This is a genomic window from Pedobacter duraquae, from assembly GCF_004362245.1.
Lineage (GTDB): Bacteria > Bacteroidota > Bacteroidia > Sphingobacteriales > Sphingobacteriaceae > Pedobacter > Pedobacter duraquae.
Genome location: NZ_SNWM01000002.1, coordinates 400492 through 425837, shown reverse-complemented (window position 1 = coordinate 425837; position 25346 = coordinate 400492). Strand labels below are relative to the sequence as shown.

Annotated in this window: 27 protein-coding genes and 2 tRNA genes; 19 read left to right on the top strand and 10 right to left on the bottom strand. The window is 41.6% G+C overall.

Annotated features, from left to right (window positions below):
* The first annotated feature begins 134 nt into the window (after positions 1-134).
* The 5 genes from CLV32_RS07930 to CLV32_RS07910 all read left to right on the top strand — a co-directional run bounded on the left by CLV32_RS07930 (position 135) and on the right by CLV32_RS07910 (position 4174).
* The gene (locus CLV32_RS07930) at positions 135-1277 is read left to right on the top strand and encodes a sensor histidine kinase (protein ID WP_133554217.1); all 1143 of its coding nucleotides are present in this window, start codon (positions 135-137) and stop codon (positions 1275-1277) included.
* On the top strand, positions 1277-1978 hold the full coding sequence (locus tag CLV32_RS07925) for a LytR/AlgR family response regulator transcription factor (protein ID WP_133554215.1): 702 nt from the start codon (positions 1277-1279) through the stop codon (positions 1976-1978). The genes CLV32_RS07930 and CLV32_RS07925 overlap by 1 nt, the downstream gene beginning before the upstream one ends.
* 102 nt (positions 1979-2080) lie before the next feature.
* Complete coding sequence (locus tag CLV32_RS07920) at positions 2081-2800, top strand: dioxygenase family protein (protein WP_133554213.1); 720 nt, start codon at positions 2081-2083, stop codon at positions 2798-2800.
* A 1-nt stretch (position 2801) separates the two neighbouring features.
* Positions 2802-3494 (top strand): pirin family protein, encoded by a 693-nt coding sequence (locus CLV32_RS07915; protein WP_133554211.1) that lies wholly within the window; start codon positions 2802-2804, stop codon positions 3492-3494.
* Positions 3495-3583: 89 nt separating this feature from the next.
* The gene (locus CLV32_RS07910) at positions 3584-4174 is read left to right on the top strand and encodes an HD domain-containing protein (RefSeq protein ID WP_133554209.1); all 591 of its coding nucleotides are present in this window, start codon (positions 3584-3586) and stop codon (positions 4172-4174) included.
* A gap of 24 nt (positions 4175-4198) precedes the next feature.
* On the opposite strand, the gene CLV32_RS07905 is transcribed toward CLV32_RS07910, so the two are convergent.
* Positions 4199-4843 carry a YoaK family protein gene (locus tag CLV32_RS07905; RefSeq protein WP_166641908.1) on the bottom strand — a complete coding sequence of 215 codons (645 nt, stop codon included), beginning with the start codon at positions 4841-4843 and terminating at the stop codon, positions 4199-4201.
* 174 nt (positions 4844-5017) lie between these two features.
* On the opposite strand from CLV32_RS07905, the gene CLV32_RS07900 reads away from it, so the two are divergent.
* A complete protein-coding gene (locus CLV32_RS07900) occupies positions 5018-5821 on the top strand; it encodes an AraC family transcriptional regulator (protein WP_133554205.1) in 804 nt (267 codons plus the stop codon).
* Between the two features lie 108 nt (positions 5822-5929).
* Positions 5930-6115 carry a hypothetical protein gene (locus CLV32_RS07895; RefSeq protein WP_133554203.1) on the top strand — a complete coding sequence of 62 codons (186 nt, stop codon included), beginning with the start codon at positions 5930-5932 and terminating at the stop codon, positions 6113-6115.
* 4 nt (positions 6116-6119) lie between these two features.
* Here CLV32_RS07895 and CLV32_RS07890 read toward each other — a convergent pair whose 3' ends face one another.
* The 6 genes from CLV32_RS07890 to CLV32_RS07865 form a co-directional block, all read right to left on the bottom strand.
* Complete coding sequence (locus CLV32_RS07890) at positions 6120-6812, bottom strand: hypothetical protein (protein WP_133554201.1); 693 nt, start codon at positions 6810-6812, stop codon at positions 6120-6122.
* A gap of 234 nt (positions 6813-7046) precedes the next feature.
* The gene (locus tag CLV32_RS07885; protein ID WP_133554199.1) at positions 7047-7547 is read right to left on the bottom strand and encodes an SRPBCC family protein; all 501 of its coding nucleotides are present in this window, start codon (positions 7545-7547) and stop codon (positions 7047-7049) included.
* Between the two features lie 5 nt (positions 7548-7552).
* On the bottom strand, positions 7553-7876 hold the full coding sequence (locus CLV32_RS07880; protein ID WP_133554198.1) for an ArsR/SmtB family transcription factor: 324 nt from the start codon (positions 7874-7876) through the stop codon (positions 7553-7555).
* A 281-nt stretch (positions 7877-8157) separates the two neighbouring features.
* Positions 8158-8242: transfer RNA gene (locus CLV32_RS07875), tRNA-Leu, on the bottom strand.
* Between the two features lie 48 nt (positions 8243-8290).
* Positions 8291-8363: transfer RNA gene (locus tag CLV32_RS07870), tRNA-Gly, on the bottom strand.
* 136 nt (positions 8364-8499) lie between these two features.
* Positions 8500-8982 carry a regulatory protein RecX gene (locus CLV32_RS07865; protein WP_394346170.1) on the bottom strand — a complete coding sequence of 161 codons (483 nt, stop codon included), beginning with the start codon at positions 8980-8982 and terminating at the stop codon, positions 8500-8502.
* A gap of 209 nt (positions 8983-9191) precedes the next feature.
* Between CLV32_RS07865 and CLV32_RS07860 the strand changes: the two genes are divergently transcribed.
* From CLV32_RS07860 to CLV32_RS07845, 4 genes are read left to right on the top strand one after another with little or no spacing between them, the layout of a single operon-like run.
* Positions 9192-9722 carry a gluconate 2-dehydrogenase subunit 3 family protein gene (locus CLV32_RS07860; RefSeq protein ID WP_133554194.1) on the top strand — a complete coding sequence of 177 codons (531 nt, stop codon included), beginning with the start codon at positions 9192-9194 and terminating at the stop codon, positions 9720-9722.
* Between the two features lie 9 nt (positions 9723-9731).
* Complete coding sequence (locus CLV32_RS07855; protein WP_133554192.1) at positions 9732-11447, top strand: GMC oxidoreductase; 1716 nt, start codon at positions 9732-9734, stop codon at positions 11445-11447.
* Complete coding sequence (locus tag CLV32_RS07850) at positions 11444-13903, top strand: bifunctional UDP-N-acetylmuramoyl-tripeptide:D-alanyl-D-alanine ligase/alanine racemase (protein WP_133554190.1); 2460 nt, start codon at positions 11444-11446, stop codon at positions 13901-13903. The genes CLV32_RS07855 and CLV32_RS07850 overlap by 4 nt, the downstream gene beginning before the upstream one ends.
* Before the next feature lie 9 nt (positions 13904-13912).
* Complete coding sequence (locus tag CLV32_RS07845; RefSeq protein ID WP_133554182.1) at positions 13913-14503, top strand: DUF502 domain-containing protein; 591 nt, start codon at positions 13913-13915, stop codon at positions 14501-14503.
* Between the two features lie 51 nt (positions 14504-14554).
* Here the strand turns inward: CLV32_RS07845 and CLV32_RS07840 are convergent, their stop codons facing one another.
* Positions 14555-15262 carry an LOG family protein gene (locus CLV32_RS07840; RefSeq protein WP_133554180.1) on the bottom strand — a complete coding sequence of 236 codons (708 nt, stop codon included), beginning with the start codon at positions 15260-15262 and terminating at the stop codon, positions 14555-14557.
* 15 nt (positions 15263-15277) lie between these two features.
* Positions 15278-16786 carry a sodium:solute symporter gene (locus CLV32_RS07835; protein ID WP_133554178.1) on the bottom strand — a complete coding sequence of 503 codons (1509 nt, stop codon included), beginning with the start codon at positions 16784-16786 and terminating at the stop codon, positions 15278-15280.
* A gap of 78 nt (positions 16787-16864) precedes the next feature.
* Between CLV32_RS07835 and recR the strand changes: the two genes are divergently transcribed.
* The 7 genes from recR to trpA all read left to right on the top strand — a co-directional run bounded on the left by recR (position 16865) and on the right by trpA (position 22975).
* Positions 16865-17482: a recombination mediator RecR gene (gene recR, locus CLV32_RS07830; protein ID WP_133554176.1), complete on the top strand. Its 618-nt coding sequence runs from the start codon at positions 16865-16867 to the stop codon at positions 17480-17482.
* 5 nt (positions 17483-17487) lie between these two features.
* Positions 17488-18303 (top strand): SDR family oxidoreductase, encoded by an 816-nt coding sequence (locus CLV32_RS07825; RefSeq protein WP_133554174.1) that lies wholly within the window; start codon positions 17488-17490, stop codon positions 18301-18303.
* A 4-nt stretch (positions 18304-18307) separates the two neighbouring features.
* Positions 18308-19153 (top strand): alpha/beta hydrolase, encoded by an 846-nt coding sequence (locus tag CLV32_RS07820; RefSeq protein ID WP_133554172.1) that lies wholly within the window; start codon positions 18308-18310, stop codon positions 19151-19153.
* A gap of 205 nt (positions 19154-19358) precedes the next feature.
* Complete coding sequence (gene trpD, locus CLV32_RS07815; protein WP_133554170.1) at positions 19359-20348, top strand: anthranilate phosphoribosyltransferase; 990 nt, start codon at positions 19359-19361, stop codon at positions 20346-20348.
* A gap of 31 nt (positions 20349-20379) precedes the next feature.
* A complete protein-coding gene (locus tag CLV32_RS07810) occupies positions 20380-20994 on the top strand; it encodes a phosphoribosylanthranilate isomerase (protein ID WP_243732261.1) in 615 nt (204 codons plus the stop codon).
* 18 nt (positions 20995-21012) lie between these two features.
* Complete coding sequence (trpB, locus tag CLV32_RS07805; protein ID WP_133554166.1) at positions 21013-22194, top strand: tryptophan synthase subunit beta; 1182 nt, start codon at positions 21013-21015, stop codon at positions 22192-22194.
* Positions 22195-22204: 10 nt separating this feature from the next.
* Positions 22205-22975 carry a tryptophan synthase subunit alpha gene (gene trpA, locus CLV32_RS07800; protein WP_133554164.1) on the top strand — a complete coding sequence of 257 codons (771 nt, stop codon included), beginning with the start codon at positions 22205-22207 and terminating at the stop codon, positions 22973-22975.
* Between the two features lie 18 nt (positions 22976-22993).
* On the opposite strand, the gene CLV32_RS07795 is transcribed toward trpA, so the two are convergent.
* Positions 22994-23614, bottom strand: coding sequence for an L-threonylcarbamoyladenylate synthase (locus tag CLV32_RS07795; protein WP_133554162.1), 621 nt, complete (start codon positions 23612-23614; stop codon positions 22994-22996).
* A 67-nt stretch (positions 23615-23681) separates the two neighbouring features.
* Between CLV32_RS07795 and CLV32_RS07790 the strand changes: the two genes are divergently transcribed.
* Entirely contained in the window at positions 23682-25343 is a 1662-nt protein-coding gene (locus tag CLV32_RS07790; RefSeq protein ID WP_133554160.1) for an FMN-binding glutamate synthase family protein, read from the top strand.
* Positions 25344-25346: the final 3 nt, after the last annotated feature.

Here is a 25346-nt window from a genome sequence, read left to right as displayed (position 1 = left end):
ATAATATAATCGACCTGAAAAATTTGTGTTAGCACCCAACATTACGCTGCCGGTTTTCATCCTTACAATTATGCTGTTCATCGGTACAAATGGAATCTTTTTTGTAATATTAATGACCTTTAAGTGTGATAAATTTGAAAATAGCCAGAATCATTACTCAGCTAGCCGGATGGATGCTTTTCTTTAGCCTCCCCATAGTGTTTATGCTAAACCAGCAGGATAATGAGGATACGATGCAGGTAATCAGTATGGGCGCCTACTGGCAGTTTTGCGGAATTTATTTGTTGCTGTTTTATTTGACCAGGTTGGTGCTGATTCCCAGACTTTACCTCAAGGGACGTTACTTCTTGTTTTTCGGAATAATCAGCCTACTTTTTATTGGCGTCTGCATTGTGAAGCCGTTTGACCACTTGATGTCGGCCCACCAACGTCAAGGAATCAACTTTGGAAGATCGGACAGGCAGGAGCCCCGGCCTGATCGGGGCGGGCCAGCGCCTGAATATGGTGGCCGGCCGCCTGGACCAGAATTGGGATCCCGTGATACTCAATTTCAAAGGCCCGGCCCCCCAAATCAGCGGGAGTCACATCGTTTTGATATTGTAGGTGTTTTTCTGTTCGTCATGGTTATCTCACTTACCATGGCAATAGAAATTAACAAGCAGTTGTACATCACGCAACGTAAAGCCATAAAAGCGGAGGCAGATCGCGCGGAAGCACAGCTTTCATTTCTAAAAGCCCAAATCAATCCGCATTTTTTGTACAACACATTAAATAATATTTATACCCTCGCCGTAACATCAAATCCTAATACGGCGCCCAGCATTATGAAACTTTCGAATATCATGAGATACCTTACTGATGATATCACCGAAGAAAAAGTATCCTTACGTGATGAATTGGACTGTGTCGATAACTTTATTGGTTTGCAGGAATTGCGCCTCGGAGCGAAGACTCCAATTGAATATCATGTAGAGGGGCTAGCATTGAATCAGAAGATTGCGCCCCTGGTACTCATGACATTTGTGGAAAATGCTTTTAAATACGGTGTCAGCAAACAAAGGATCTGTCCCATCATCATACGAGTTAATATAGCCGACACACAAATTCATTTTTATACCGAGAACCATGATTTCTCTGCGAACGTCAAGCTAACCAGGACTGGCATAGGCATCAATAATACCAAACAGAGATTACAGTTTGCATATCCAGGTAAACATACTTTACTGATTGAAAAAAAAGAGGATCGATTTATTGTAGACCTAAAGCTGTATTTATAATGAAGAGACTTACATGTATTGCAATAGACGATGAGCCTCTAGCACTGGAATTGATCAGGGAATATACTTCCCGATGCCCGGTACTTAATTTACTGTACACCTTTGAAGATGCAATACAGGGAGCGGAGTATTTAAACCATCACCCCGTCGATCTCCTCTTTATAGATATCAATATGCCAGATATCACGGGGATCGACCTGGTGCGTACATTGACAGTCAGGCCTATGGTTATTTTTACTACTGCCTACAAAAATTTCGCCTATGAGGGGTTTGAACTGGATGCACTCGATTTTCTACTGAAACCTATAGATTTTGCAAGGTTTTCAAAAACCATCACTAAAGCTGTACTTTATCAGGAATACCGACAACAACCGAAATCTGTTGCTACAGAAAGTATATACGTACATGCTGATTACAAGCTCGTTCGGATAGCTCTTCAGGAGGTTGCATATATTGAAAGCTTTGGCGATTATGTGACTATACATCTATTGAACGACAAGGCCGTTTCGAGTCTGATGTCTCTGAAAAAGGTGTTAGAGAAACTGCCTGAAAAACAGTTTATCAGAATCCATCGTAGTTATGTTGTGCCGGCAAGCCAGATCAAAATGGTGCACAACAGGAAGGTTTCCTTGAATGCTGGCAGGGAGCTCCCGATTGGAAACAGCTATCTTCCGATGGTTAACGAATGGCTGAAGCTGTGATTTACCGATACATTTACGCTGTTTATCTATACTTACACTAGTCTGAACCTGAGATAAAAGATATTTATGACCATTAAGGTGGTTACTATAATCTCAATTATCATGGAAAGAAAGGTTTTTCTGAAAAGTCTCATCATCGGCGCATTATCGGCTCCAGCCATAATCGAAGGATGTAAAAAGTCAAGTTCTACGGTCGATGATCCTTCGGGAACAGGTACTGTTACGAATAGCGGAACAGGTAATACTTCATGTACGGTTGCACCGACAGAAACAGAAGGTCCATTTCCCACAAAAGCACCATCCTCCTACAGTAGAAGTGACATCACAGATGGACGGACCGGGTATCCGCTTACCTCAAAGATCACGATCAATACCGCAAGTAATTGCGCTGCACTGGCAGGAGCAATTGTAGATATCTGGCATTGTGATGCTGAAGGGAACTATTCTGAGTATGGGGGTACAGGAATGCAGGCTACAAATTATCAATCGGTACATTTTTTAAGAGGCAGGCAGGTTACAGATGCAAATGGGCTAGTAACTTTTACCAGCATATTTCCTGGATGGTATAGCGGACGTGCTACACATATTCATGTGCACGTTTACACGGCGGCGGGAAACTCCTTAAAAATCACTCAGATTGCTTTTCCTGAAGGCTCAGGCGCAGCGGTTACACTGGTAAACGGATACAAAAAGGGAATGAGCGGATATACGTACAATGCAAATGATAATGTGTTCAGTGATGATACCTTAAAAATAGAGGTTGCATCGGTAACGGGCAGTCTGACGGAGGGCTTCGCTTTAACCATGAAAGTAAACGTTTGATATGGAAGCGTCATCAGGTAAGATCTTTTTAAGTGAGCAGCGCGGGACTATAGAGACTGCGCTGTATCAGAGAAACTGCACGTTTAATTTTGATACCTTTTTTAACGAGCACAAAGGGCCTTTCGATCCTTTGTATTTATTCAACGATGAGCTGCTGGAAGGTGCTGCAACGATTCGAATGGATATTGAAAAGCCGACTTATATAATTTTAGTGCCGATAACTGGAGATTTGCGATATACTGGTTGTGGTAAAGTGCTGGAGGACGTACTAGTGGGGCAATTATTTGTCATGAAACTAGACAGGGAAAGTAACTTTAGCATTAGTAATCCATATGAATCCGATGCTATCAGCTATTTGCAGATCTGGATTGCTGCATCAGACGATCGTCCGATGCTCCCCTATACAGTTGATTTTGAGTTAGGAATGCTGCCTAACGCATTAATCAGCCTGATTGCAGATCAGGATAAAACTTCACCTTTTAACCTGAATATCGGATCATTTGAAGGACGTTCAGAAATTACATATCAAAAGCGTGGCTCGGCATCAAGGTTCTTTTGCTTTGTCGTTGCCGGAGCGTTTGAAGTGGAAGGACGTTTGCTGCACGCAAAAGACGGCCTGGCATTATGGGATACCGATGCTGTGGAAATGGAGGCACTAAGTAACAATGCATTGATTCTTACTATGGAGATCTGATAGTAACGGAAACAATTTTTTAAGTTAATAACCAGTTAATCTCTTGTTTGTATGTTTGGTCGACTTATATAGTCATCCGATAAAATACCATGAACAAGACAACACAAACTCCTGAAGAGATCGTAGATGAAGTTTTTGATTTATACACGCTGCATGGCGATGAAGATTACATAGGAGAACCGGTATCACAGTTGGAACATATGTCTCAGGCAGCTAATCTTGCGCAGGTTGAAGGGTATGAAGATGAGGTAGTCCTGGCGGCATTTTTTCATGATATTGGACACCTGTGTGCTGCCGGGGCAGAAGTAGGCAGCATGGGCGGAATGGGAAATATAGACCACGAAAAGCTAGGTGCTGATTACCTGATCGATAAAGGTTTTTCCACACGGTTGGCTACCCTGGTAAATGGTCATGTGATTGCCAAGCGATATCTGACATATATCAATCCAGACTACTTCGAAAAACTATCGCCTGCAAGTCGTGTTACACTTGAATTTCAGGGCGGTGTTATGACGATCAACGAAGCTGCAGAATTTGAAAAAAACCCAGATGCTGAATTGATTGTAAGAATGCGGTACTGGGATGATGAGGCTAAGCTAACGGAAACCCCGGTAAATAATATTGAGTACCTGAAGTCCATTGCTATAAAACATCTTTATCAACAGCGGAATCCTGAGTAAGGACTTGTTGGCCTTGATTTCAGATCAGCGATAACGATAGATACCAATAGTCAGGAGCACCATTGAAGGTATAACTATTGTGAAGGAGTTCAGTTCAGGACTAATCAATGTGGAGATCGCAGATCCCGATAAGAAGCAAAACCATATTTTTAACAACATCGTAAACCGGGTCAGGTGCGTGTCCCAATCGCCTAAACTGTCCTCGGGGTACTTCTTCTTTACAGCGAATGCGAGATGTTGAGCCATGCTGTTTAGCGTACCAGTAACGAAATCGGGATTTACAGATTGGCTGCCCACCTTTGATACAGCTGTATTCATAAAACCCATTGATAGGCTCAACAATACAATACTTAGTTCTGTACTGGGTTTTAAGAAATTTGCCAGAAATAAGTAGATCGTTAACAAAAATACCGTTGGTGCCAGAGAGATCCATTTTAGTTTTTCAGAATTAATCTGAATAAGTATATTGCCTAGAAAAATCCCGGTAAAGAAAGATATAATGGACGTAAAGGTGGCTAGTGTTGCAGTTAAACTTCCCTGAACAATTGAAAATCCCAGCTGTGTGGTATTGCCGCTCATAAATGATAAATATGTTTTAATGGTTATATACCCATAAGCATCTACATAACCTGCAATTCCTGCGAGTAGAAATGAAATGTTTCTATCCAAATTAACTAATATCTTATCTTTTTGCACAAATAAAACTAGCGACAAAATGAGGATTTTGATTTATTATTCGTTGAAAGCGGTGATAGGCTCGTTGGTTCGGGGTGTGATCGGTATTTAGTAAGTCGCTATACACTAAGAAAATTGTAAGTTTATCAGATTCTAAAGCTGAGCCAAATGTTTAAATACGAAGAGTATTATGTTCATCAAAGATTTTCTATATTCATCAAGAAGCTATGGATTTTAGATAACCTGAACAATCCAGGTCAAATTACAGGTAAAGCAGTACTGCCAAATGGCTGTTTTAATATCGCCGTAATAGAAGGAGCAGGGTTAATGATTAAACATTTAGGATGGGAAAAGCATTTGATTCCAGGAACCTATTTCTGTGGACAGATGACCGAAGCAATCAGTGTTGACTTATTACCTCAATCAAAAGCAACAATGATCCAACTTCATCCCTGGACACCGATGCATTTTACGTCACTTGATCTGCAGTCGTTTACAGATAATGTGTTGCCTTTGGCTTTGTTAGACATCAATTCGAATTTGATTGATAAAATGACGGGCTTAAGCAACGAGGAAATTTTTCAGAACATCATTCTGACATTTACTCCGGCATTTAAAGTAGGGGTAGCAAGTAAACGAGTTTATCAGGCTTCTAAAGCTATAATGGATTCTAAGGGAACTTTTACAATAACGCAGCTCGCGTTAAAACTCGAATGTTCGTCACGCTATCTGCAAAAAATATTCAAAAAACACATCGGTTTGTCGCCAAAACAACTGTCATCGATCGTGAAGTTACGCGCTGCGGTAGATGATATTGCTTACCCGGATCAACAAAAGACTACGTTGACGATGTTGGCTTTAGGGAACAACTTTTATGATCAGGCACATTTCAATAATGCCTTTAAGTCTATTGTAAAGACATCACCACACAACTTCTATCTACCCGACTATTTTCTGTCTTTCAAAAGATAATTTCCTGTTCGCTTTTTTCCAATTTCCGCCCGGTACTATCTGGTACTTTCGTTCAGCAAGGGTGAGGACAGCATATGCTGGAGGAGGCTGTTGTGCAACGGAACTTCTATGGCTCAAAAAATCAAGATTTATACTGATGATAATTCGAGAGCGGCAACGCTTTTAGATTTTTATGACCTTATTGACGTCAGGGATTGTGTCATCATCGGGTATGAAGATGTAGATCAGGTTCCTGCAATCCGTAGACTGCTGACAGATCACGGAATAGAGATTCAGGAAATCTTGTTAGTATAACCGGCTACTGTTTTACCACTAGTATTCGATAAGTGAAATCTGTACTACCTTGGTCTGAAGACGTTTTGAGATACAACGTGTTGTTATCTTTCCAACATGCTCCATTAATAAAAAACTTAAATGGCCTGCGAGTTACCTGCTTAACTCCAGTACTATTTACCATGTATAACTCAGCATCCTGAGTAGGAGGAGGCATGTCATCATATGTCTCATATGGGTTATACTGGCTGCTAAATATCCGACGGTGGTCTGCAGAAAAATAAGGAAAACCATTTAGTGTGTCTATGTTGCCTGAGTTTTTGTTGATCAATAAGAAAAAATTGTCTTCATATAAATGCACTTCTACCAGATAGCTTTTAACCGATTCAAACTGACCTCTGTATTTATAGATCTCTATATTTTCGTCGTACGGTACTCCATTGTTGTTTGTGAATACGTGCACGCCACTTTTTAACGGTAGACTCGTCTTTCCATGGATAGAACTGAATTTTGCCGAATCCGGCGTAAATGGATTCTGGTAAGCAGAAAATGCTTGCAGAAACTCTTCTTCGGTTATTGAACTATCCTGAAGACCGGTTACGCTCTGTGCAGCTTTGATCTGAGTGCTGACATTTGGTGTTATTGCTTTAACTTCTTTCTTTTTTGGAATTTCTTTGCAACTCAAGCATGCCAGGCAGATTAGTACAAGTTTCTTCATTTTTAAAGATAAATATAAATTTATCGGCGGTTGACATGTGCATGATCGAAAAATCATCTTTCATACAAAAGCCATTAGTAGATCTATGTAATTAGCAAATTGGTAGGGTCATGTTTTGTGAATCTGAGCTTTGAAATCCAGGATAGTTTTAGACTGCACGATGTAACACTGGATTCAATTGAAAAAACCTGATACAGGGATGTATCAGGTTATAACGTTTTGTATAAATGGATTTTATTTTTCAGATAGTGTTGCCAGTAACTGATCAAGGTTATCTATCGACATTTTAAAGCCGGTTTCGAAGCCCATTTCTATCATCTTCTCTAAACGTGTTAATGAGTCATTGTAGATCGTAATACTAACTTTTGTTATACCGTTATGTTCACTAAAATTATAATCCCAATCAGAGCCTGGTAAGTCAGGGTTTTCATTTTCGTCTGAAAAAGCATTGTGCATTTTGAAATTGGTTTTTGGCGTAATGGAAGTAAATTCCTGAACTGACCAACGCTCTAGTCCTTCAGGACTTACCATTGCATAGAACCTTCTGCCACCAACTTTGAAGTCCATGTGTTTTGTTCTTGCCGACCATGGCTTAGGTGCCACCCATTGATCCAATAATTCTTTCTTGGTAAAAGCGTCCCAAACCAGAGGCAGTTCGGCATTAAATTCTCTTGTAATAAATACCGTTTTTGCAGGTTTGTCAACGGTAAACTCAAATAATAGGTTAGTTTCCATATAATTTATTTTTTAGATTGTTGTTTCATGTTTTCTAATAATTCATCAAGTTGGTTAAACTTGGTTTCCCAGATTGCCCTAAACTGCGCTAACCACTTGTCAATGTCCTTCATTTTCTCTATTTCTAATGAATAATAGATTTCTCTTCCCTGATGCTCTTGTTTGATCAATTCGCATTCGGTAAGGATCCGTAGATGTTTTGATACTGCTTGCCGGGTGGTGTTAAAATTTTCTGCAATTGCATTGGGTGTCATTGCTTGTATCGCGATTAAAGCGATAATTGCTCTTCTTGTTGGATCAGCTATTGCCTGGAAAATATCTCTTCTCATCTTTTTAAATATTTGGTTCGGAAACCATACGGTTGCAAATATATGCGCAACTATTTGGTTTCGCAAATATTAACGTGTTTTTTATTAAAAGAAGTTTTTAATGGATAATCAGTGGGGCGGGATATATTAGATTGCGTTTACGAGAGTCGCAGAGTTAAGATAGGTAGCTAATTTTGGTAGGAATTCATTAATTTCTTGTACTTATAGTCGGTGTTTTTCACCGTACCATTCTAAAACAAAAAAGCCGATCATTATCTGATCGGCTTTCCGCTTTATTTTAGTACTCAGAGCGGGAATCGAACCCGCACGACTTTTAAGGTCACAGGATTTTAAGTCCTGCGTGTCTACCAGTTCCACCATCTGAGCAGGCTATTAACCTTTGAAATAAATGCCTCCTGGTAGGAAGACATTTAGAGCGAAAGACGAGATTCGAACTCGCGACCCCGACCTTGGCAAGGTCGTGCTCTACCAACTGAGCTACTTTCGCATGATTTAATTTAAACGCCATCCGACGTTTCCAAGCTTCTTTCCATGCCATTTAAAGGCGCTTATTTCCGTTTGGGTTTGCAAATATAGTTACAATTCTAGTTCAAACAAGTTATTTGCAATAAAAATTTATAGTACTAGCTTAAGTTGTTGTTTTTCAGGACAGATAAAATCAAATCATTTTCAAATCCTTTACCCATTAAATAACTTGTTAGCTTAAAACGTTTTTTAAAGGCATCCTTCTCATGGATTGTCGGTGCTTTTTTTTCTGCAGCAGCAAGGATTGCTGCCAGATAATCATCATAATCAATCGTATTAAGCGCTTTTACAATCATCTTGTCGGGAACACGCTTCAGCTTCAGCCCCTGTTTGATCTTTATTTTACCCCATTTCTTGATATTAAACTTGCCGGAAACATAGGCATGTGCAAAGCGCTCCTCATTTAAAAAGTTAGTACCTATCAATTCAGAAATGAGCTCCTCCACATCATTTTTGTGTAAGCCCCATTCATAAAGCTTATCTCTGATTTCCTGTTGCGACCTTTCCTGGTACGCGCAATAATGCTCTGCTTTCAACAAAGCACTTCGTTTATCAAGATGTACAGTTTTTTTCGTCTCCAAGACAACAATATTACGCATTCTAGGCACGCAAAGCACAAAATATAATACGATAAACAGGAATTAGTTCAATCCATCTATGCGTAGACTTAAATACCAAATAACAGTTGCCTTGTTTGTCAAAATTTGTAAATTGAATACCGATTAATGCAAAGATAGTATTACCCGCATAAAGCCTTAAATTAACTATCTTAGCAACAGACCAAATAGAAATGAACAGACGTTTAGTAATCAAACAAGTATTGATCATGGCCGGTGGTATCGCTTTGTTACCGGCTTGTGTGCGCGAAGAAGGGCAATCTACAGTTTCCTGGAAAAATATAAAGCTGACCCTCGACCAGGAAAATTTCCTTGCTGATGTGGCAGAAACGTTAATCCCTGAAACCGATACACCTGGAGCCAAAAAACTCAACCTACACCTGTTTGTATTGAAGATGCTTGATGATTGTTACAGCAGCGTTGATCAACAACTTTTTCTGAAAGGTATGTCGCAGTTACAGGATAAAAGCTACGATCAGTTTACAAAATCTTACACCAAGCTTTCCAAAAGGCAACAACAAGAAGTATTGCTTCAGATTCAGCATGATAAATCAAAAAGTCCGGAACTCGATGCTTTCTATAAAATCACTAAACAACAAACCATTAACGGCTATATGAATTCGAAATATGTAATGACAAATCTGGTGAAATGGGAGCTTGTCCCAGGTCGTTATAATGGTTACTTCCCCGTAAAATCCGCATAATTTTAAAGTATGTCAAATATTAATATCGACGCCATAAAAGAGCAGACTTTTGATGTTATCGTCATCGGGTCAGGTATCAGTGGTGGTTGGGCGGCCAAAGAATTTACCGAAAAAGGGTTAAAGACCCTGGTATTGGAACGAGGAAAAGATGTGCAACACATTAAAGATTATCCAACAACCAATAAGTATCCTTACGAATTTGAACATCGCGGAGCACTGACCCTCGAAATTGAAAAGGCCAACCCCATCGTTAGTAAATGCTATGCTTTCAGGGAGGATGCCATGCATTTCATGGTTAAAGATAATGAACATCCATATGTACAGGAAAAGCCTTTCGACTGGATCCGCGGCTATCAGGTAGGAGGTAAGTCGCTGCTTTGGGCCCGACAAACTCAGCGTTGGAGTGACTTTGATTTCGAGGGGCCTGCAAGGGATAATTTTGCGGTCGACTGGCCAATTCGGTATCAGGATATTGATCCCTGGTATGGCTATGTTGAACGATTTGCCGGTATTGCGGGAAATAAAGATGGACTAGCGGAACTTCCTGATGGAGATTTCCTGCCAGGCTACCCGCTCAATGCTGCTGAGGATTTTTTCCGTGGGGTAATCAAAAATAAATATCCAGATCGCCATGTGATCAGCGCACGTTGTGCACATTTATCCAGGCCTCAACAGGTGCATTTCGATCAGGGAAGAGCAAAATGTCAGAACCGGGTGCTCTGTCAGCGTGGTTGTCCGTTTGGTGGATATTTTAGTAGTAATGCTTCGACCTTGCCTTGGGCAGCTAAAACAGGTAACTTAACCCTGCGCCCTTTTTCGGTAGTGGAATCGGTAATCTATGATGATGCTAAAGGTAAAGTTACAGGCGTAAGGGTAGTAGATACAAATAGCAAAGCGGTAACAGAATTTTATGCGCGTGTAATTTTTGTTAACGCCGGAGCTTTAAATACCAACCTGATCCTGCTCAACTCTAAATCTAAACGTTTTCCTGACGGGTTGGGAAATGACAGTGGGCTGCTCGGTAAATACGTCGCTTTTCATAATTATAGCGCACGTGTTTCTGCAGAATTTGATGGACTTAAACAGTATACTACAGATGGTCGTACGCCCAATGATGGTGGTTATATGCCCCGATTTAGAAATCTTCATCAACAGGAAACGGGATTTAAACGTGGGTATGCTATAGCTTTCCGCGCTGGAAGAGATGTAGAACGTGATTCGTCCCCGATTGGTGCCGACTTAAAAAACAACCTGATCAATGGAAAGCTCGGTCCCTGGAAAATGCATTCGCACATGATGGGAGAGACCATTCCAAAAGAAAGTAATTTTGTTAGTCTCCATGCAACAAAAACAGATAATTGGGGCGTACCTTTGCTCAATGTATCTGTCGACTACGATGAGAATGATGCGCTGATGAAAAAAGATTACCTGGAACAGGTTACTGAAATGTTTACGCAAGCGGGCTTCAAAAATATCGAACCCAATGCTAAAACACAGGCTCCAGGGCTCGATATTCATGAAATGGGTGGTGTCCGCATGGGCAACGATCCGAAAACGTCTCTACTCAACAAATGGAACCAGTTGCATGCTTGCCATAACGTGTTCGTAACGGACGGTGCTTGTATGACTTCAACTTCAACCCAGAATCCTTCACTTACCTATATGGCTTTAACTGCCCGTGCCGCAGATTATGCTGTTCAGGCGATGAAGAAGACTGAAATATGAGTAAAGAAAACTATTCCATTGCTGCTATTGCCAAACAAATCAGAGCTATCGATTTCAAGCTGATCAAAGATGTACTGATCTCCCAACTCGTTATAGATAGCCGCAGTGTGATCGACCCCGGTCATTCACTGTTCTTCGCCTTGCCGGCCGAACGTGATGGACATCAGTTTATTGATGCTGCCTACCAGGAGGGAATTAGGAGTTTCGTAATCAGTGATACACATTTTATTCATAACCATGCTGATGCCAATTTCCTGCTGGTAGCAGATGTTAAGACAGCACTGCAGGAACTTGCACTCCTCAACCGGAAAATACACCAGCTTCCTGTAATTGCCATCAGCGGAAGCAATGGTAAAACAATAGTCAAAGAATGGCTATTCCAGCTGCTGGCAACAGATTATAATATCGTCAGAAGTCCTAAAAGCTTTAACTCCCAGATCGGAGTACCGTTAGCTGTTTGGCAGATTCGCGATGAGCATACGCTAGGCATTTTTGAAGCGGGAATTTCCAGGCCAGATGAGATGCCGCGACTAGCAGCCATTATCCAGCCAACAATAGGTATATTAACAAATATTGGTGAGGCACATGCCGAAGGCTTTAATTCACCACAGGAAAAGCTGCTCGAGAAACTTAAACTGTTCACAAATACTGATGTATTTATCTACGCACCGGAATATTTACAAGGCTTGGCGGAAGAAAACCTACCTGGGCAACGCAGGTTCTCCTGGAGCATGGATCGCAAAGCCGACCTTAGAATCTTATTCGTAGAGCCTATCGATGGAAAAAGTTACATCAAAGCCATTTATCAGGATGCAGAGATCGAATGCCTCATCCCTTTTACAGATAAGGCCTCGATAGAAAATGCTATTATATGTTGGGCAACCTTACTTGCTATGGGGTATACCGCAGAACAAGCAGACCTTAAATTGGAAAAATTGACCTTGGTACGCATGCGACTGGAACTTAAAAACGGTATCAACCAGAGTTCGGTGATAGATGACTCCTATAGTGCTGATATCTCTTCGCTCGCCATAGCGCTTGATTTCCTTAATCAACAAAATCAACACGACAAAAAGACGCTGATTCTTTCCGATCTTTTGGAAACGGGCAAAAGCACGGATGCACTGTATGCCGAGATTGCGGCACTGATAACCCAGAAAGACGTACAACGTTTGATTGGAATAGGAACTGAGATCATGGAGCACGCTGATCTTTTCAATGTCGAAAAACAGTTTTTCCAGTCGACAGAAGATTTTATCAAGGATTTTTCAAATCTGACTTTTAATAACGAATCTATTCTGGTGAAAGGAGCAAGGCGCTTTGGCTTTGAACGCATCAGTAAGCTTCTCACGCAGAAAATTCATGATACCGTATTAGAGGTAAACCTCAATGCACTGGTCAGCAATCTCAAATTTTATAAGTCTCAACTTAAGCCCGGCGTAAAAATCATGGCCATGGTTAAGGCTTTTTCATATGGCAGTGGCAGCTTCGAGATCGCCAATGTCCTCCAGTTTCATAAGGTAGATTACCTGGCTGTTGCTTATACCGATGAAGGGATTGCCCTGCGAAAGAGCGGGATCACCTTACCAATTATGGTGATGAGTCCCGAGCCTGCGGCGTTTGAGGCTATAGTGAAGTATAAGCTTGAACCTGAGCTTTACAATCTTGAAATTCTGAAGGGATTTATCGCATTCCTTCAGTCGGATAAACCAGCGTATCCTGTACACCTAAAGATAGATACCGGTATGCATCGTCTCGGTTTTGATGAGGCAGATATTGAAGAGATGCTACAGCTTATTGATGCTAATGATAGCATTAAGATCCAGAGTGTTTTTTCCCACCTCGCGGGAAGTGATGATGAAAAGCATGATCTCTTTACCAGAGCGCAGATTGCCTGGTTTAAAACCGTTGCTGGTAAGGTTACGGATACACTGGGCTATCAGCCGATCAGACATATTAGCAATACATCGGGAATTACCCGTCATCCAGATGCACAATTAGATATGGTACGGCTGGGCATTGGTCTCTATGGCTTCGATTCCGCACAGGAACAGGCCAGAACTTTACAGACTGTTGCGGTTTTAAAAACTACGGTTACTCAAGTGAAGCATATCAAACCTCATGACAGTATCGGATATAGCAGGAGAGGAGTAATGCCCGAAGGTGGGGAGATTGCCACAGTAAAAATTGGATATGCCGATGGTTACAGCCGTATGTTTGGTAACGGCGTAGGGCATATGCTCATCAACGGCAAAAGAGTGCCTACAATAGGTTCGATATGTATGGATATGTGTATGCTGGATATCACTGGAATGGATGTTAAAAACGGTGATGAGGTGATCGTGTTTGATGAGAGCCTCAGCATTAGTGAACTGGCAGCACAGATAAATACGATCCCCTATGAGATCCTTACAAATATTTCTCAAAGAGTTAAACGAGTCTATTTTTATGAGTAGTTTTGCTGCATGAACAGGATTGGTCGCGCATTACTAAATTACTTCATCAAGGGCTTGCTGGTCGTATTACCCATTGCATTAAGCGTGTTTGTGGTTATATGGGCGGTAACAACAGTAGATAGTTGGCTTAATATAAATAATATTCCAGGGCTCGATCCCGGTATGGGACAAAGTCGCAACATCCCTGGCCTGGGACTTTTTATGGTGCTCACCATTATCCTGGCCGCAGGAATCTTTGTTACTTACTTTGTGACGGAGCCGATGTACAACTGGTTTCAGCGTATGATGAATAAACTCCCGATTCTGAAGTTTATCTATTCCTCTATTAAGGATCTCACGGAAGCTTTTGTTGGCGATGAAAAGAAATTTAACCATCCTGTACTCGTAGAAGTGGAGGGCGACCTCAAACGTATTGGTTTTTTAACGCAAAGTGACCTCAGTTCTATAGGTATGCCGGGCGAATCTATCGTCTACTTTCCCTTTTCTTATTCTTTTGCCGGACAGGTGTACATCGTCAAAAACGAGAAAATCAAGGAATTGAATATGACAGCTGCCGATGCCATGAAACTGGTTGTTTCTGGTGGTGTAAGTCATTTTTAATCAAAAAGGCGGATACCAATAGATACCCGCCTTCTCCTGATAAAACCCTTGTTAGAAATTGGGTTTCAATACATATTTGTCATAGAACCTGAAGATATGCTCTGCAGCTTCCTCCGCGGTATCAACAAGCCTGAAGAGGTTTAAGTCTTCTGCATGGATATTGTGCTCCTGATTTAACATGGTATTGGTAATCCAGTCTACCAGCCCACCCCAGTAGGCTTTGCCTACCAACACAATCGGGAAACGGGCAATCTTGCCGGTCTGGATCAGGGTAATCGCCTCAAATAGCTCATCCATTGTGCCCATGCCACCCGGTAGTACAACAAATCCTTGCGAATACTTCATAAACATCACCTTGCGGATAAAGAAGTAATCGAATTCCAGTAATTTATTATGGTCAATATATTTGTTGTGGAATTGCTCAAATGGCAACTCAATATTCAATCCTACAGATTTACCTCCGTTGGTGTGCGCACCTTTATTCCCTGCCTCCATGATGCCAGGTCCACCACCAGTGATCACTCCATAACCACGATCGGTAAGCAAGCGACCACATTCAACAGCGATCTCGTAATAAGGGTTCGTTTCTGCAGTACGTGCAGATCCGAAGATGGATACGCAGGGGCCGATTTTAGCCAGTTTCTCAAAGCCGTCAACAAATTCAGCCATGATCTTGAATATTTGCCAGGAGTCTGTTACCTTAATCTCCTGCCAGTCTTTATTTTCAAATGCACTTCTTATTTTCTCTTCACTCGTCATTCTATAGATATTTAATTAAAATTTTGTTTGCAGATCAGTCTTTTTACTGATCAGTAATAAACCAAAAAAGGTGATCAAGCCATTCACCAGAATTAGCTCTACACTAAACTTGTAACCGCCAAGCAGCTCGGCAGAATAATTGTTCAGTATGTAGCAGAGTATCGGTGACAATACACAAACGATGGGAACCAACTTATCGTGTAAGCCTCTGTTACGTACAAATAAGCCAAAGCTGTATAGCCCTAATAATGGCCCATAGGTGTAGGACGCAACTTTAAAAATTCCTTTAACTACAGACTCATCATTGAACGCGTTAAATACAATGATCACCACAAACATCAGTAACGAAAAGGCCACATGCACCATATGTCGTTTGTTAACCGATGCCGCTGAGTTAGTCTGTTCTCCTTTGTCCATCTGCAAAAAGTCAACACAAAAGGAGGTAGTAAGCGCTGTTAATGCGGAATCCGTTGTTGCAAACGTCGCAGCAGTTAACCCCAGCATAAAAACAATAGCTGGGACAACACTTAGATGGTTCAATGCGATTTCAGGAAACAGGAAGTCGGTTCTCGGTTTGCCTGTTACGTGATCCAGGGGTATTTCAATGCCGTTTTTTGTAGCATAGATATATAATAACGCACCAACACTTAAAAAGAATATATTCAGGATCACAAACACACCAGTAAAAGTAAACATGTTCTTCTGCGCCTCCTTGATGGTTTTCATACTCAGGTTTTTCTGCATCAGATCCTGGTCAAGCCCCGTCATCGCAATCGTAACGAAGATACCGCCCAGCAACTGCTTACTGAAATGAAACCCGTTGGAGAGAAAGTCCTCGTAAAAGAATATTTTGGAATATCCGCTGTTCTTAATGGTTTCAAAAGCTGCCGGAATATTCAGATCTAAGCTGCTGCAGATGAAATATAAGGTTAAAAATACAGACAGCACCAGGAAGAATGTCTGCAGGGTATCGGTGATGATAATGGTTTTTAAGCCACCCTTAAAAGTGTAAGACCAGATCAGCAATAAAGAGATCAGAACCGTAGCCCAGAATGGGATGCCGTAGCTGTCAAATATAAAGCGCTGTAGTACAATAACGACAAGGTAGAGTCTGAAAGCAGATCCAATGGTTCTGCTGATCAGGAAAATCGATGCTGCAGTCTTATAGCTGTAATGCCCTAGACGTTGTTCTATGTACCCGTAAATTGAGGTAAGTCTCATCCTATAATATAAAGGAAGCAGCACCGTAGCAATAATAATAAAACCAATGGCGTTCCCTAATACAAACTGGAAATACTGGAATTGATTTCCTGTTGGCGCACCAACTTCTCCTGGTACAGAAATAAACGTTACACCAGAAAGTGCGGTGCCAATCATGCCGAATGCTACCAGGTACCATTTAGAATTTCTATTGGCTATAAAGAAAGTAGAATTGTCTGACGATTTCTTTGACGTGGCAAAGGCAATGATAATCAACAGCAGGAAGTAACCTATTAAAAAAGATAGCAGTATCGCGGGACTCATTATATGTTTTTAGGTGTTAAATGTAATAAAATCATATTTTAAAAATCAATTAACCGAAGATAAATATAAATTTGTATTATGAATTTTTCTTCTAAACTGCTGGAAGATGCTGTCAATGAATTTTCTAAATTGCCTGGCGTTGGGCAAAAGACCGCACTTAGGCTGGTGTTACATTTATTGAACAGGGAAACTGAAGAAGTGGAACTTTTTGGCAATTCTATTATTCGCCTGAGGAACGAAATCAAGCACTGTTCTATTTGCCACAACATATCTGACAACCAGATCTGCGAAATCTGCAGCGCTACAAAACGTGATAGAGAAGTTATCTGTGTTGTTGAAGATACCAGGGATGTAATGGCTGTGGAAAATACATCTCAATATTTTGGAGTGTACCATGTGCTCGGTGGATTAATTTCTCCGATGGATGGTATAGGGCCATCTGACCTGTTTATTGATTCGTTAGTACAGCGCGTCGCTACAACCCCGGTAAAAGAAGTTATCCTGGCCCTGAGTGCTACAATGGAAGGGGACACCACACTTTTTTATTTGTACAAAAAACTCAAAGAGTTCCAGATTCCAATTACTACCATCGCTAAAGGTATCGCCTTTGGCGGAGAGCTTGAATATGCAGACGAAATTACCCTCGGCCGGTCTATCGTTACCCGGGTACCTTACGAAAATTCTATCATCAAATAAATTCCATGGATTTTAAAAATAAAGTAGTAATCATTACTGGTGCCTCTTCTGGTATTGGATTAGCCCTCGCCAATGAACTGGCAAAACGCGGTGCAAACCTGGTGTTGGCGGCACGTCAATATGTAACGCTTTGTGAAATTACCTCCAATCTGGAGAAAGATTATCAGATCAGGGCAATAGCCGTTCAAACAGACGTCAGTAAAGAAGAGGATTGCAAAATTTTAGTCGACCAGGCAATTCATGCTTTTGGACAGATAGATGTCTTGATCAATAACGCCGGATTATCTATGCGTGCACTGTTTACAGATGTAGATCTCTCGGTCTTGAAAAATTTGATGGATGTTAACTTTTGGGGTACCGTATACTGCACTAAATATGCGTTACCGGAAATTCTAAAAACCAAAGGTACCGTTGTTGGCGTATCTTCTATAGCAGGATTTAGAGGGCTACCAGGTAGAACTGGTTATTCATCATCCAAGTTTGCCATGAATGGCTTTATAGAGTCCTTGCGTACAGAGCTGCTGCAAACCGGCGTCCATGTAATGCTCGCGTGTCCGGGCTTCACAACGTCAAATATTCGTGTGGCTGCTTTGTCGGCTGAAGGGAAAGCACATGGAGAGACGAGCATGGAGGAAGGAAAGATGATGAGCCCCGAAGAAGTAGCAACGAATATCGCTGACGGTATTATTGCTGGAAAACGTACGTTGGTTATGACCGGACAAGGGAAATTAACGGTATGGCTTAATAAATTGCTGCCGGCTTTGGCCGATAAACTGGTGTTTAACCATTTTACCAAAGAAAAAAATGCTTTAATAAAATAATTCAATGACTGCCGCCAGAATCTGTCTTATGCTCTTTGCCTTTATCGGACAGCTTGCTGCTGCCTCAGCACATGTTAAAGTCGCAAAAGACATTAACTATACGGTCAACAACGACGTTCGCCGACAACTGAATGTATATTGTAAATCTGGAGATCAGCAAACTAAGGACGTTGTTATCTTTATACACGGTGGTTCCTGGAGCAGCGGGAGAAAAGATATCTATTGGTGGTTGGGAAGAAACTTCGCCCGGAAAGGTGTTGTTGCCGTAACGATAAACTACGGTCTGGCGCCGGATAGCAAATACCCGCAGATGGCAACAGATTGCGCAAATGCAGTAAAATGGGTAACAGAAAATATTAATAGATACGGTGGTAACCCGGCACGCATCTTTTTAATGGGACATTCTGCAGGTGGCCACCTCGCCGAGTTGATCAATGCTGATCCCCGGTATTTTGCTGCTGCAGGTATTAAAAACCCAATCAAAGGTCTGATCCTTGACGACCCATTTGGTCTGGATATGCATGAATATATGCGTACTGCAGAAAAGGACAACAGCTACTTCGACTTCCTTAGAACCTTTAGCACCAACATGGATACCTGGACAGCTGCCTCACCCTTGCATTATATTGCCAATATTAAAAATCCACATCTGCTGTGGTATGGTGCTAAAACATATCCTGCAATTCAAATTCAGACAAAAAGATTATACGAGCAACTCGCTGCGCGCAATACACCTGTAAAACTTGAGGTTATTCCGCGTAAAAAACATGTTGGCATGATCACACAGATGATTTTTGGTTGCAGTAAACGTTATGCTGATATTCTGGAATTCCTTGCTTCATGCAAGTAATCATCCAGTTAAAGACATATTTTTTAAATATATTTTGCAAATACTAAAAACAATTCCATCTTTGCTTACAGAATGATACAGAAAAACGTTTTAACTCAATGGTGGTGGCACAGCGCAATAGCGTAGTGTAACCCTTTGTTTGTCGTTTTTTTACTAAAAATACTATAGGGTTGCTTTTTTAAGCAGCCTTTTTTGTTTTATACCCATGAAGAAAATACTGAATCACCTCTTTGAAAATAAAAGCTTTAGCAGGCTTGAAGCACGTAAAATCCTAACGTCGATAGCGCAGGGAGAATACAATAACGCGCAGATTGCAGCCTTCATTACCGCTTACGGAATGCGCAACATCACGGTTCATGAACTTGCGGGCTTTAGAGATGCTATGCTTGATCTCTGTATTCCGCTTAGTTTCTCCGATTTTGAATTAATCGATCTCTGCGGAACAGGTGGTGATGGCAAGGATACCTTCAATATCTCAACCCTGGCTTCTTTTGTAGTTGCCGGTACAGGAAATAAGGTTGCCAAACATGGTAACTACGGCGTTTCTTCTGGCTGCGGCTCTTCTAATGTGATGGAATACCTTGGTCACCGTTTCACCAACGATCAGGATATTTTAAAGCGCAATCTGGATCAGGCAGGGATCTGCTTCATTCATGCTCCACTTTTTAATCCTGCAATGAAAACCGTGGCACCGATACGTAAGGAACTTGGTGTGAAAACCTTCTTCAATATGCTCGGGCCTATGTGTAACCCCGCCCAACCCAAGAATCAACTGGTAGGTGTATTCAGTCTGGAACTCGCGCGTTTGTATGGTTACCTGTATCAGGAAACGGATAAGAACTATACTATCCTACATGCGCTTGATGGCTTTGACGAAGTATCGTTGACCTGCGATTTTAAAACTTTCAGTAAAAAAGGAGAGTCACTTAGAAAGGTGAGTGATCTTGGCTTCGAGCAGCTAAATGAAATGGATATCAAAGGTGGTGACACTGTGGAATCTTCCGCAACGATCTTCAGAAATATATTGAATGCTGAAGGAACGGATGCACAACATAACGTTGTCCTCTGCAATGCAGCACTCGCTATTCAAACTATTAAGCCGGATCTTTCCTTCGCTGATTGTTTCTATGAAGCCGAGGAATCCCTGATGGGTAAAAAAGCCTTGAAAGCATTTACCACATTGATCAACAATTAGTATGCAGCACATTAAATTGAAAGTCTGTGGAATGAAAAATCCGGATAATATCCAGGCACTGGCTGAGGTGGAACCGGATTATATGGGCTTCATATTCTATAAGGAATCAAAACGTTATGTAGGGGCGCTTGTGGCAGAACAGGTGCGGCATTTGCCGAAAGGGATTAAAACAACGGGTGTATTCGTAAACTCAGATTTGCAAACAATTGCCGGGACTATTAAAGATTTCGGCTTAAGGACAATACAACTACATGGTGCTGAAACTCCGGAACTCTGCGAGTCACTGAAGATTCAATTTCCTGATATAGAGGTAATCAAAGCATTTGGGATTGATGAGGAATTTAACTTTGACCTGCTGCATACGTATGACAATGTAGTTGATTACTTTTTATTTGACACCAAAACGCCAGCACACGGAGGATCCGGTAAATCATTTAACTGGGAAAAATTGAAACAATATAGCGGAGAAAAGCCTTACTTTTTGAGCGGGGGAATCGGCCTTGAACACCTGGACGAAATCAAGGCTTTAAACCATCCGGCGTTGTACGCTATTGATATCAATAGTAAATTCGAACTGGAACCCGGACTGAAAAATATAGCACAGATAAAAACATTTAAAACAAACCTCTATGGCCTTCAGGCCTAAGGAAAAACACATCGGAATATGAACTATTTTGTAAATGATAAAGGTTATTACGGAGACTTCGGCGGAGCATACATCCCTGAAATGTTATATCCCAATGTAGAAGAGCTCCGTCAGAACTATCTGGCTAAAATTAATGAGCCGGATTTCCAAAAGGAATTTCATCAGTTATTAAAAGACTATGTAGGCAGACCTTCGCCATTATACCTGGCTAAGCGCTTGTCGAAAAAATATGGTGCAAATATCTTTTTGAAAAGGGAAGACCTGAACCATACAGGAGCTCATAAGATCAACAATACAATCGGACAGATCTTACTCGCAGAAAGACTTGGTAAAACACGTATCATCGCTGAAACAGGTGCAGGTCAACATGGTGTGGCTACAGCAACCGTTTGTGCGTTACGTGGACTGGAATGTGTAGTCTACATGGGAGAGATTGATATAGAGCGCCAGGCACCAAATGTAGCGCGGATGAAGATGCTGGGAGCCAAAGTTGTACCAGCAACCTCAGGGTCAAAAACATTAAAGGATGCTACTAATGAGGCTATGCGCGATTGGGTTAACAATCCTGTAGATACACATTATATTATCGGCTCTGTAGTAGGCCCGCATCCATATCCTGATATGGTTTCCGTTTTCCAGTCGGTGATTTCTGAAGAAACAAAAAAACAATTGCTGGAACAAACGGGATCTGATCAGCCAGATTATGTACTTGCCTGTGTAGGTGGAGGTAGTAATGCTATGGGCATGTTTTATCATTTTATCAATGATGAAGGTGTACAGTTGATTGCTGTTGAGGCAGCAGGGAAAGGTGTTGGGAGTGGACACTCGGCAGCTACTACAGCACTCGGGAAAGAGGGTGTACTGCATGGAAGCAGAAGTATCCTAATGCAGACAACAGACGGGCAGGTGGTAGAGCCATTTTCCATCTCTGCCGGGCTTGACTACCCGGGAATAGGTCCGCAACACGCACACCTCTTTAAAACCCTGAGGGCAAAATATGTATCTATTACAGATGAAGAGTCACTGGATGCAGGATTGTTATGTACCCAAATGGAAGGAATTATCCCGGCTATCGAGAGTGCACACGCATTAGCCTACCTGGAAAAAATGGACTTTAAAGGAAATGAAAACGTTGTCGTATGCCTTTCCGGTAGGGGAGACAAAGACATGGATACCTACATGAAATATTTCGGCTTATAATAGCAGCAAAATGAACAGAATTAATCAATTGTTTCAGGAGAAGAAAAATAACATCCTGTCTATTTACTATACTGCCGGGTTTCCGGAATTATCTGATACCGTTCGCATAGCAAAAGCATTGGAACTTGCTGGTGCCGATATGCTGGAAATCGGGTTCCCATATTCAGATCCTGTTGCCGATGGACCGGTAATTCAGGCAAGCAGTAAAAAATCACTGGATGCTGGTATGGATCTTAAGTTGTTGTTTGAACAACTTAAAACCTTGCGTCAGGAAGTAAGTATTCCTGTGCTGCTGATGGGCTATGTAAATCCATTGCTACAATATGGCGTGGAAAACTTCTGTAAATCCTGTGTCGAAGTGGGGGTGGATGGACTTATTGTACCCGACCTTCCGATGGTCGAATATGAAGAGTTTTATCAAAATATCTTTGAACAATATGGTATCAGTAACGTATTCTTGGTTACACCGCAGACTACCGTAGAAAGAATTCATAAAATTGATAGCTTAACCAACGGTTTCATTTACATGGTATCGTCCTCGGCTACTACCGGAAAAAACCTGCAGCTGTCACAAAATACAGAAGACTACTTCAGCAGGATAGCAGCCTTGCCCCTGAAGAATCCTAAAATGATTGGATTTGGCATAAACGGTAAAGCTGCATTTGATAAGGCCTGTCAGTATGCTAACGGTGCTATTATAGGGACAGCATTTGTGAGTTCCCTGGAAAAAGATAGCTCTTCAACTGGAATTGCCGAATTTATGAAAGCTTTTACAGCTTAAATCAAAGTATCTTGAAGACTAGATATAGTCTTCAAGATTTCCTTTGCCTTCCCTAATGATTTCAAAATCACCAGAGGTGCAGTCAATAACTGTAGAAGGCTCATTGTCCCCATATCCGCCATCTATGACAAGCTCAACCTGCTCCTGATATTTTTCGTAGATCAGTTCCGGGTCGGTGCTGTATTCGAGTAATTCATCTTCATCTTTAATGGATGTTGATAGGATAGGATTACCGAGTACGCGTACAATCTCACGGGCGATGTCATTGTCAGGTACCCGGATACCAACAGTCTTTTTGTTGGAGCTGAGTAGTTTAGGAACGTTATTGTTGGCGTTGAAGATAAAGGTAAAAGGGCCCGGTAAAGCTTTCTTCAGTACACGGAAAATGGTGGTGTCTATAGGCTTGATGTAATCTGAAATATGACTTAAATCTGAGCAGATAAAAGAGAAGTTTGCCTTTTCAGGTTTGATTCCTCTGATCCGGCAGATTTTCTCGATCGCCTTTTGATTAGTGATATCACAGCCAAGGCCGTAAATGGTATCTGTGGGGTAAATGATCAGCCCACCTTTCTTTAAGACCTCAACAACCTGTTCGATTGCCTTGGGGTTTGGATTTTCAGGGTAGATTTTAATAAGCATATGTAAATTTACGAAAATCTTTGGTCTGTAAATTGATAAATGTTGTAGTATTGAGTAACTTGAATTTATGAGAAAAGCATTTGTTGCCATTGCAGCCTTCCTGGTGACGGCCACTGTAATGATCAGTTTAGCCTGGCCACCTTTTTATTGGGCGTTTATATTTATAGGTCCGATTGTGATTTTGGGGATTTACGACCTATACCAACCTAAGCATAGTATTGTCAGAAATTATCCCGTTATTGGCCGTCTGCGCTATTTTGCAGAAGATCTTCGCCCCAAAGTATATCAGTACTTTGTAGAGAGTGATACGAACGGTAAGCCTTTCAGCAGACTCAATAGGTCACTCATCTATCAGCGTGCTAAAAAAGAGAATGATACGATTCCTTTTGGAACGCAGTTGGATGTCTACGAAAATGGCTATGAATGGCTCAGTCACAGCATTGCTGCAATCAGTCATCATGAGCTTAATGAAGATCCCCGGGTTACTATCGGTGGGCCGGATTGTACACAACCATACTCGGCGAGTATTTTCAATATCTCTGCCATGAGCTTTGGTTCTCTCAGTGAAAATGCCATTTTGGCGCTTAACGGAGGTGCTTTTATGGGGAATTTTGCACATAACACCGGGGAGGGAGGAATTAGCGACTACCATGCACAGCCTAAGGGAGACCTGATCTGGCAAATTGGAACAGGATACTTCGGTTGTCGTAACCCCGATGGTACTTTTAATCCTGATGCCTTCGAGGAACGTGCACATTCTGATCAGGTCAAAATGATTGAGATCAAATTATCTCAGGGTGCAAAGCCTGGACACGGGGGTATCCTGCCCGCGAAGAAAGTGACGCCAGAAATTGCCAGAATTCGCCTGGTGCAGGAAGGTTTCGATGTCATCTCACCGCCCGCACATGCGGCTTTCTCCACGCCCATAGAGATGCTGGATTTTGTAAAGTTATTGAGAACCCGTTCGGGTGGTAAACCTGTTGGTTTTAAACTCTGTATTGGGCGTAAGAGCGAATTTTTTGCCGTTTGTAAGGCAATGGTAGAAACAGGAATTTATGTCGACTTCATCACCGTTGATGGGGGAGAGGGTGGAACCGGCGCTTCACCACAGGAATTCTCTAATGCTGTGGGCATGCCTTTGAGAGAAGGTGTTGCTTTTGTTTATGATGTGTTGACAGGCTTCGATCTAAAAAAGCACATTAAAATCATTGCTTCAGGTAAAATTGCTTCGGGATTTGATTTGGTTAAGAATATCGCTTTGGGGGCCGACCTATGTAACTCGGCCAGAGGAATGATGTTTGCCCTGGGTTGCATCCAGGCACTGGAATGTAATAGTAATACCTGTCCAACAGGTGTGGCAACACAAGATAAAAGTTTGATGAAAGGTCTTGTTGTTGATGATAAAAAGGTGAGGGTGTTCAATTTTCATAGACTTACTGTGGCTAGTGCGGTAGAGCTATTGGGGGCAGCGGGTCTACACCATCCATACCAGCTTACCAGGGCATATGTAAATCGTAGGGTTGCTCCAAATGTTACGCAGTCTTATATTGAGACGTTTCCCTATATTCCGGAAGGAAGCTTGCTTCAGACACCTTATCCGATGCGTTTTGAGCTGGGTATGGCCTTGAGTTCGCCGAAAACTTTCAGGCCTACCGATTATAAAATTTCGCCGGTCGACTACGCCCATGCGAACTCCTTTTCAGATACGTTAGAAGATAAACAACACTAAAAA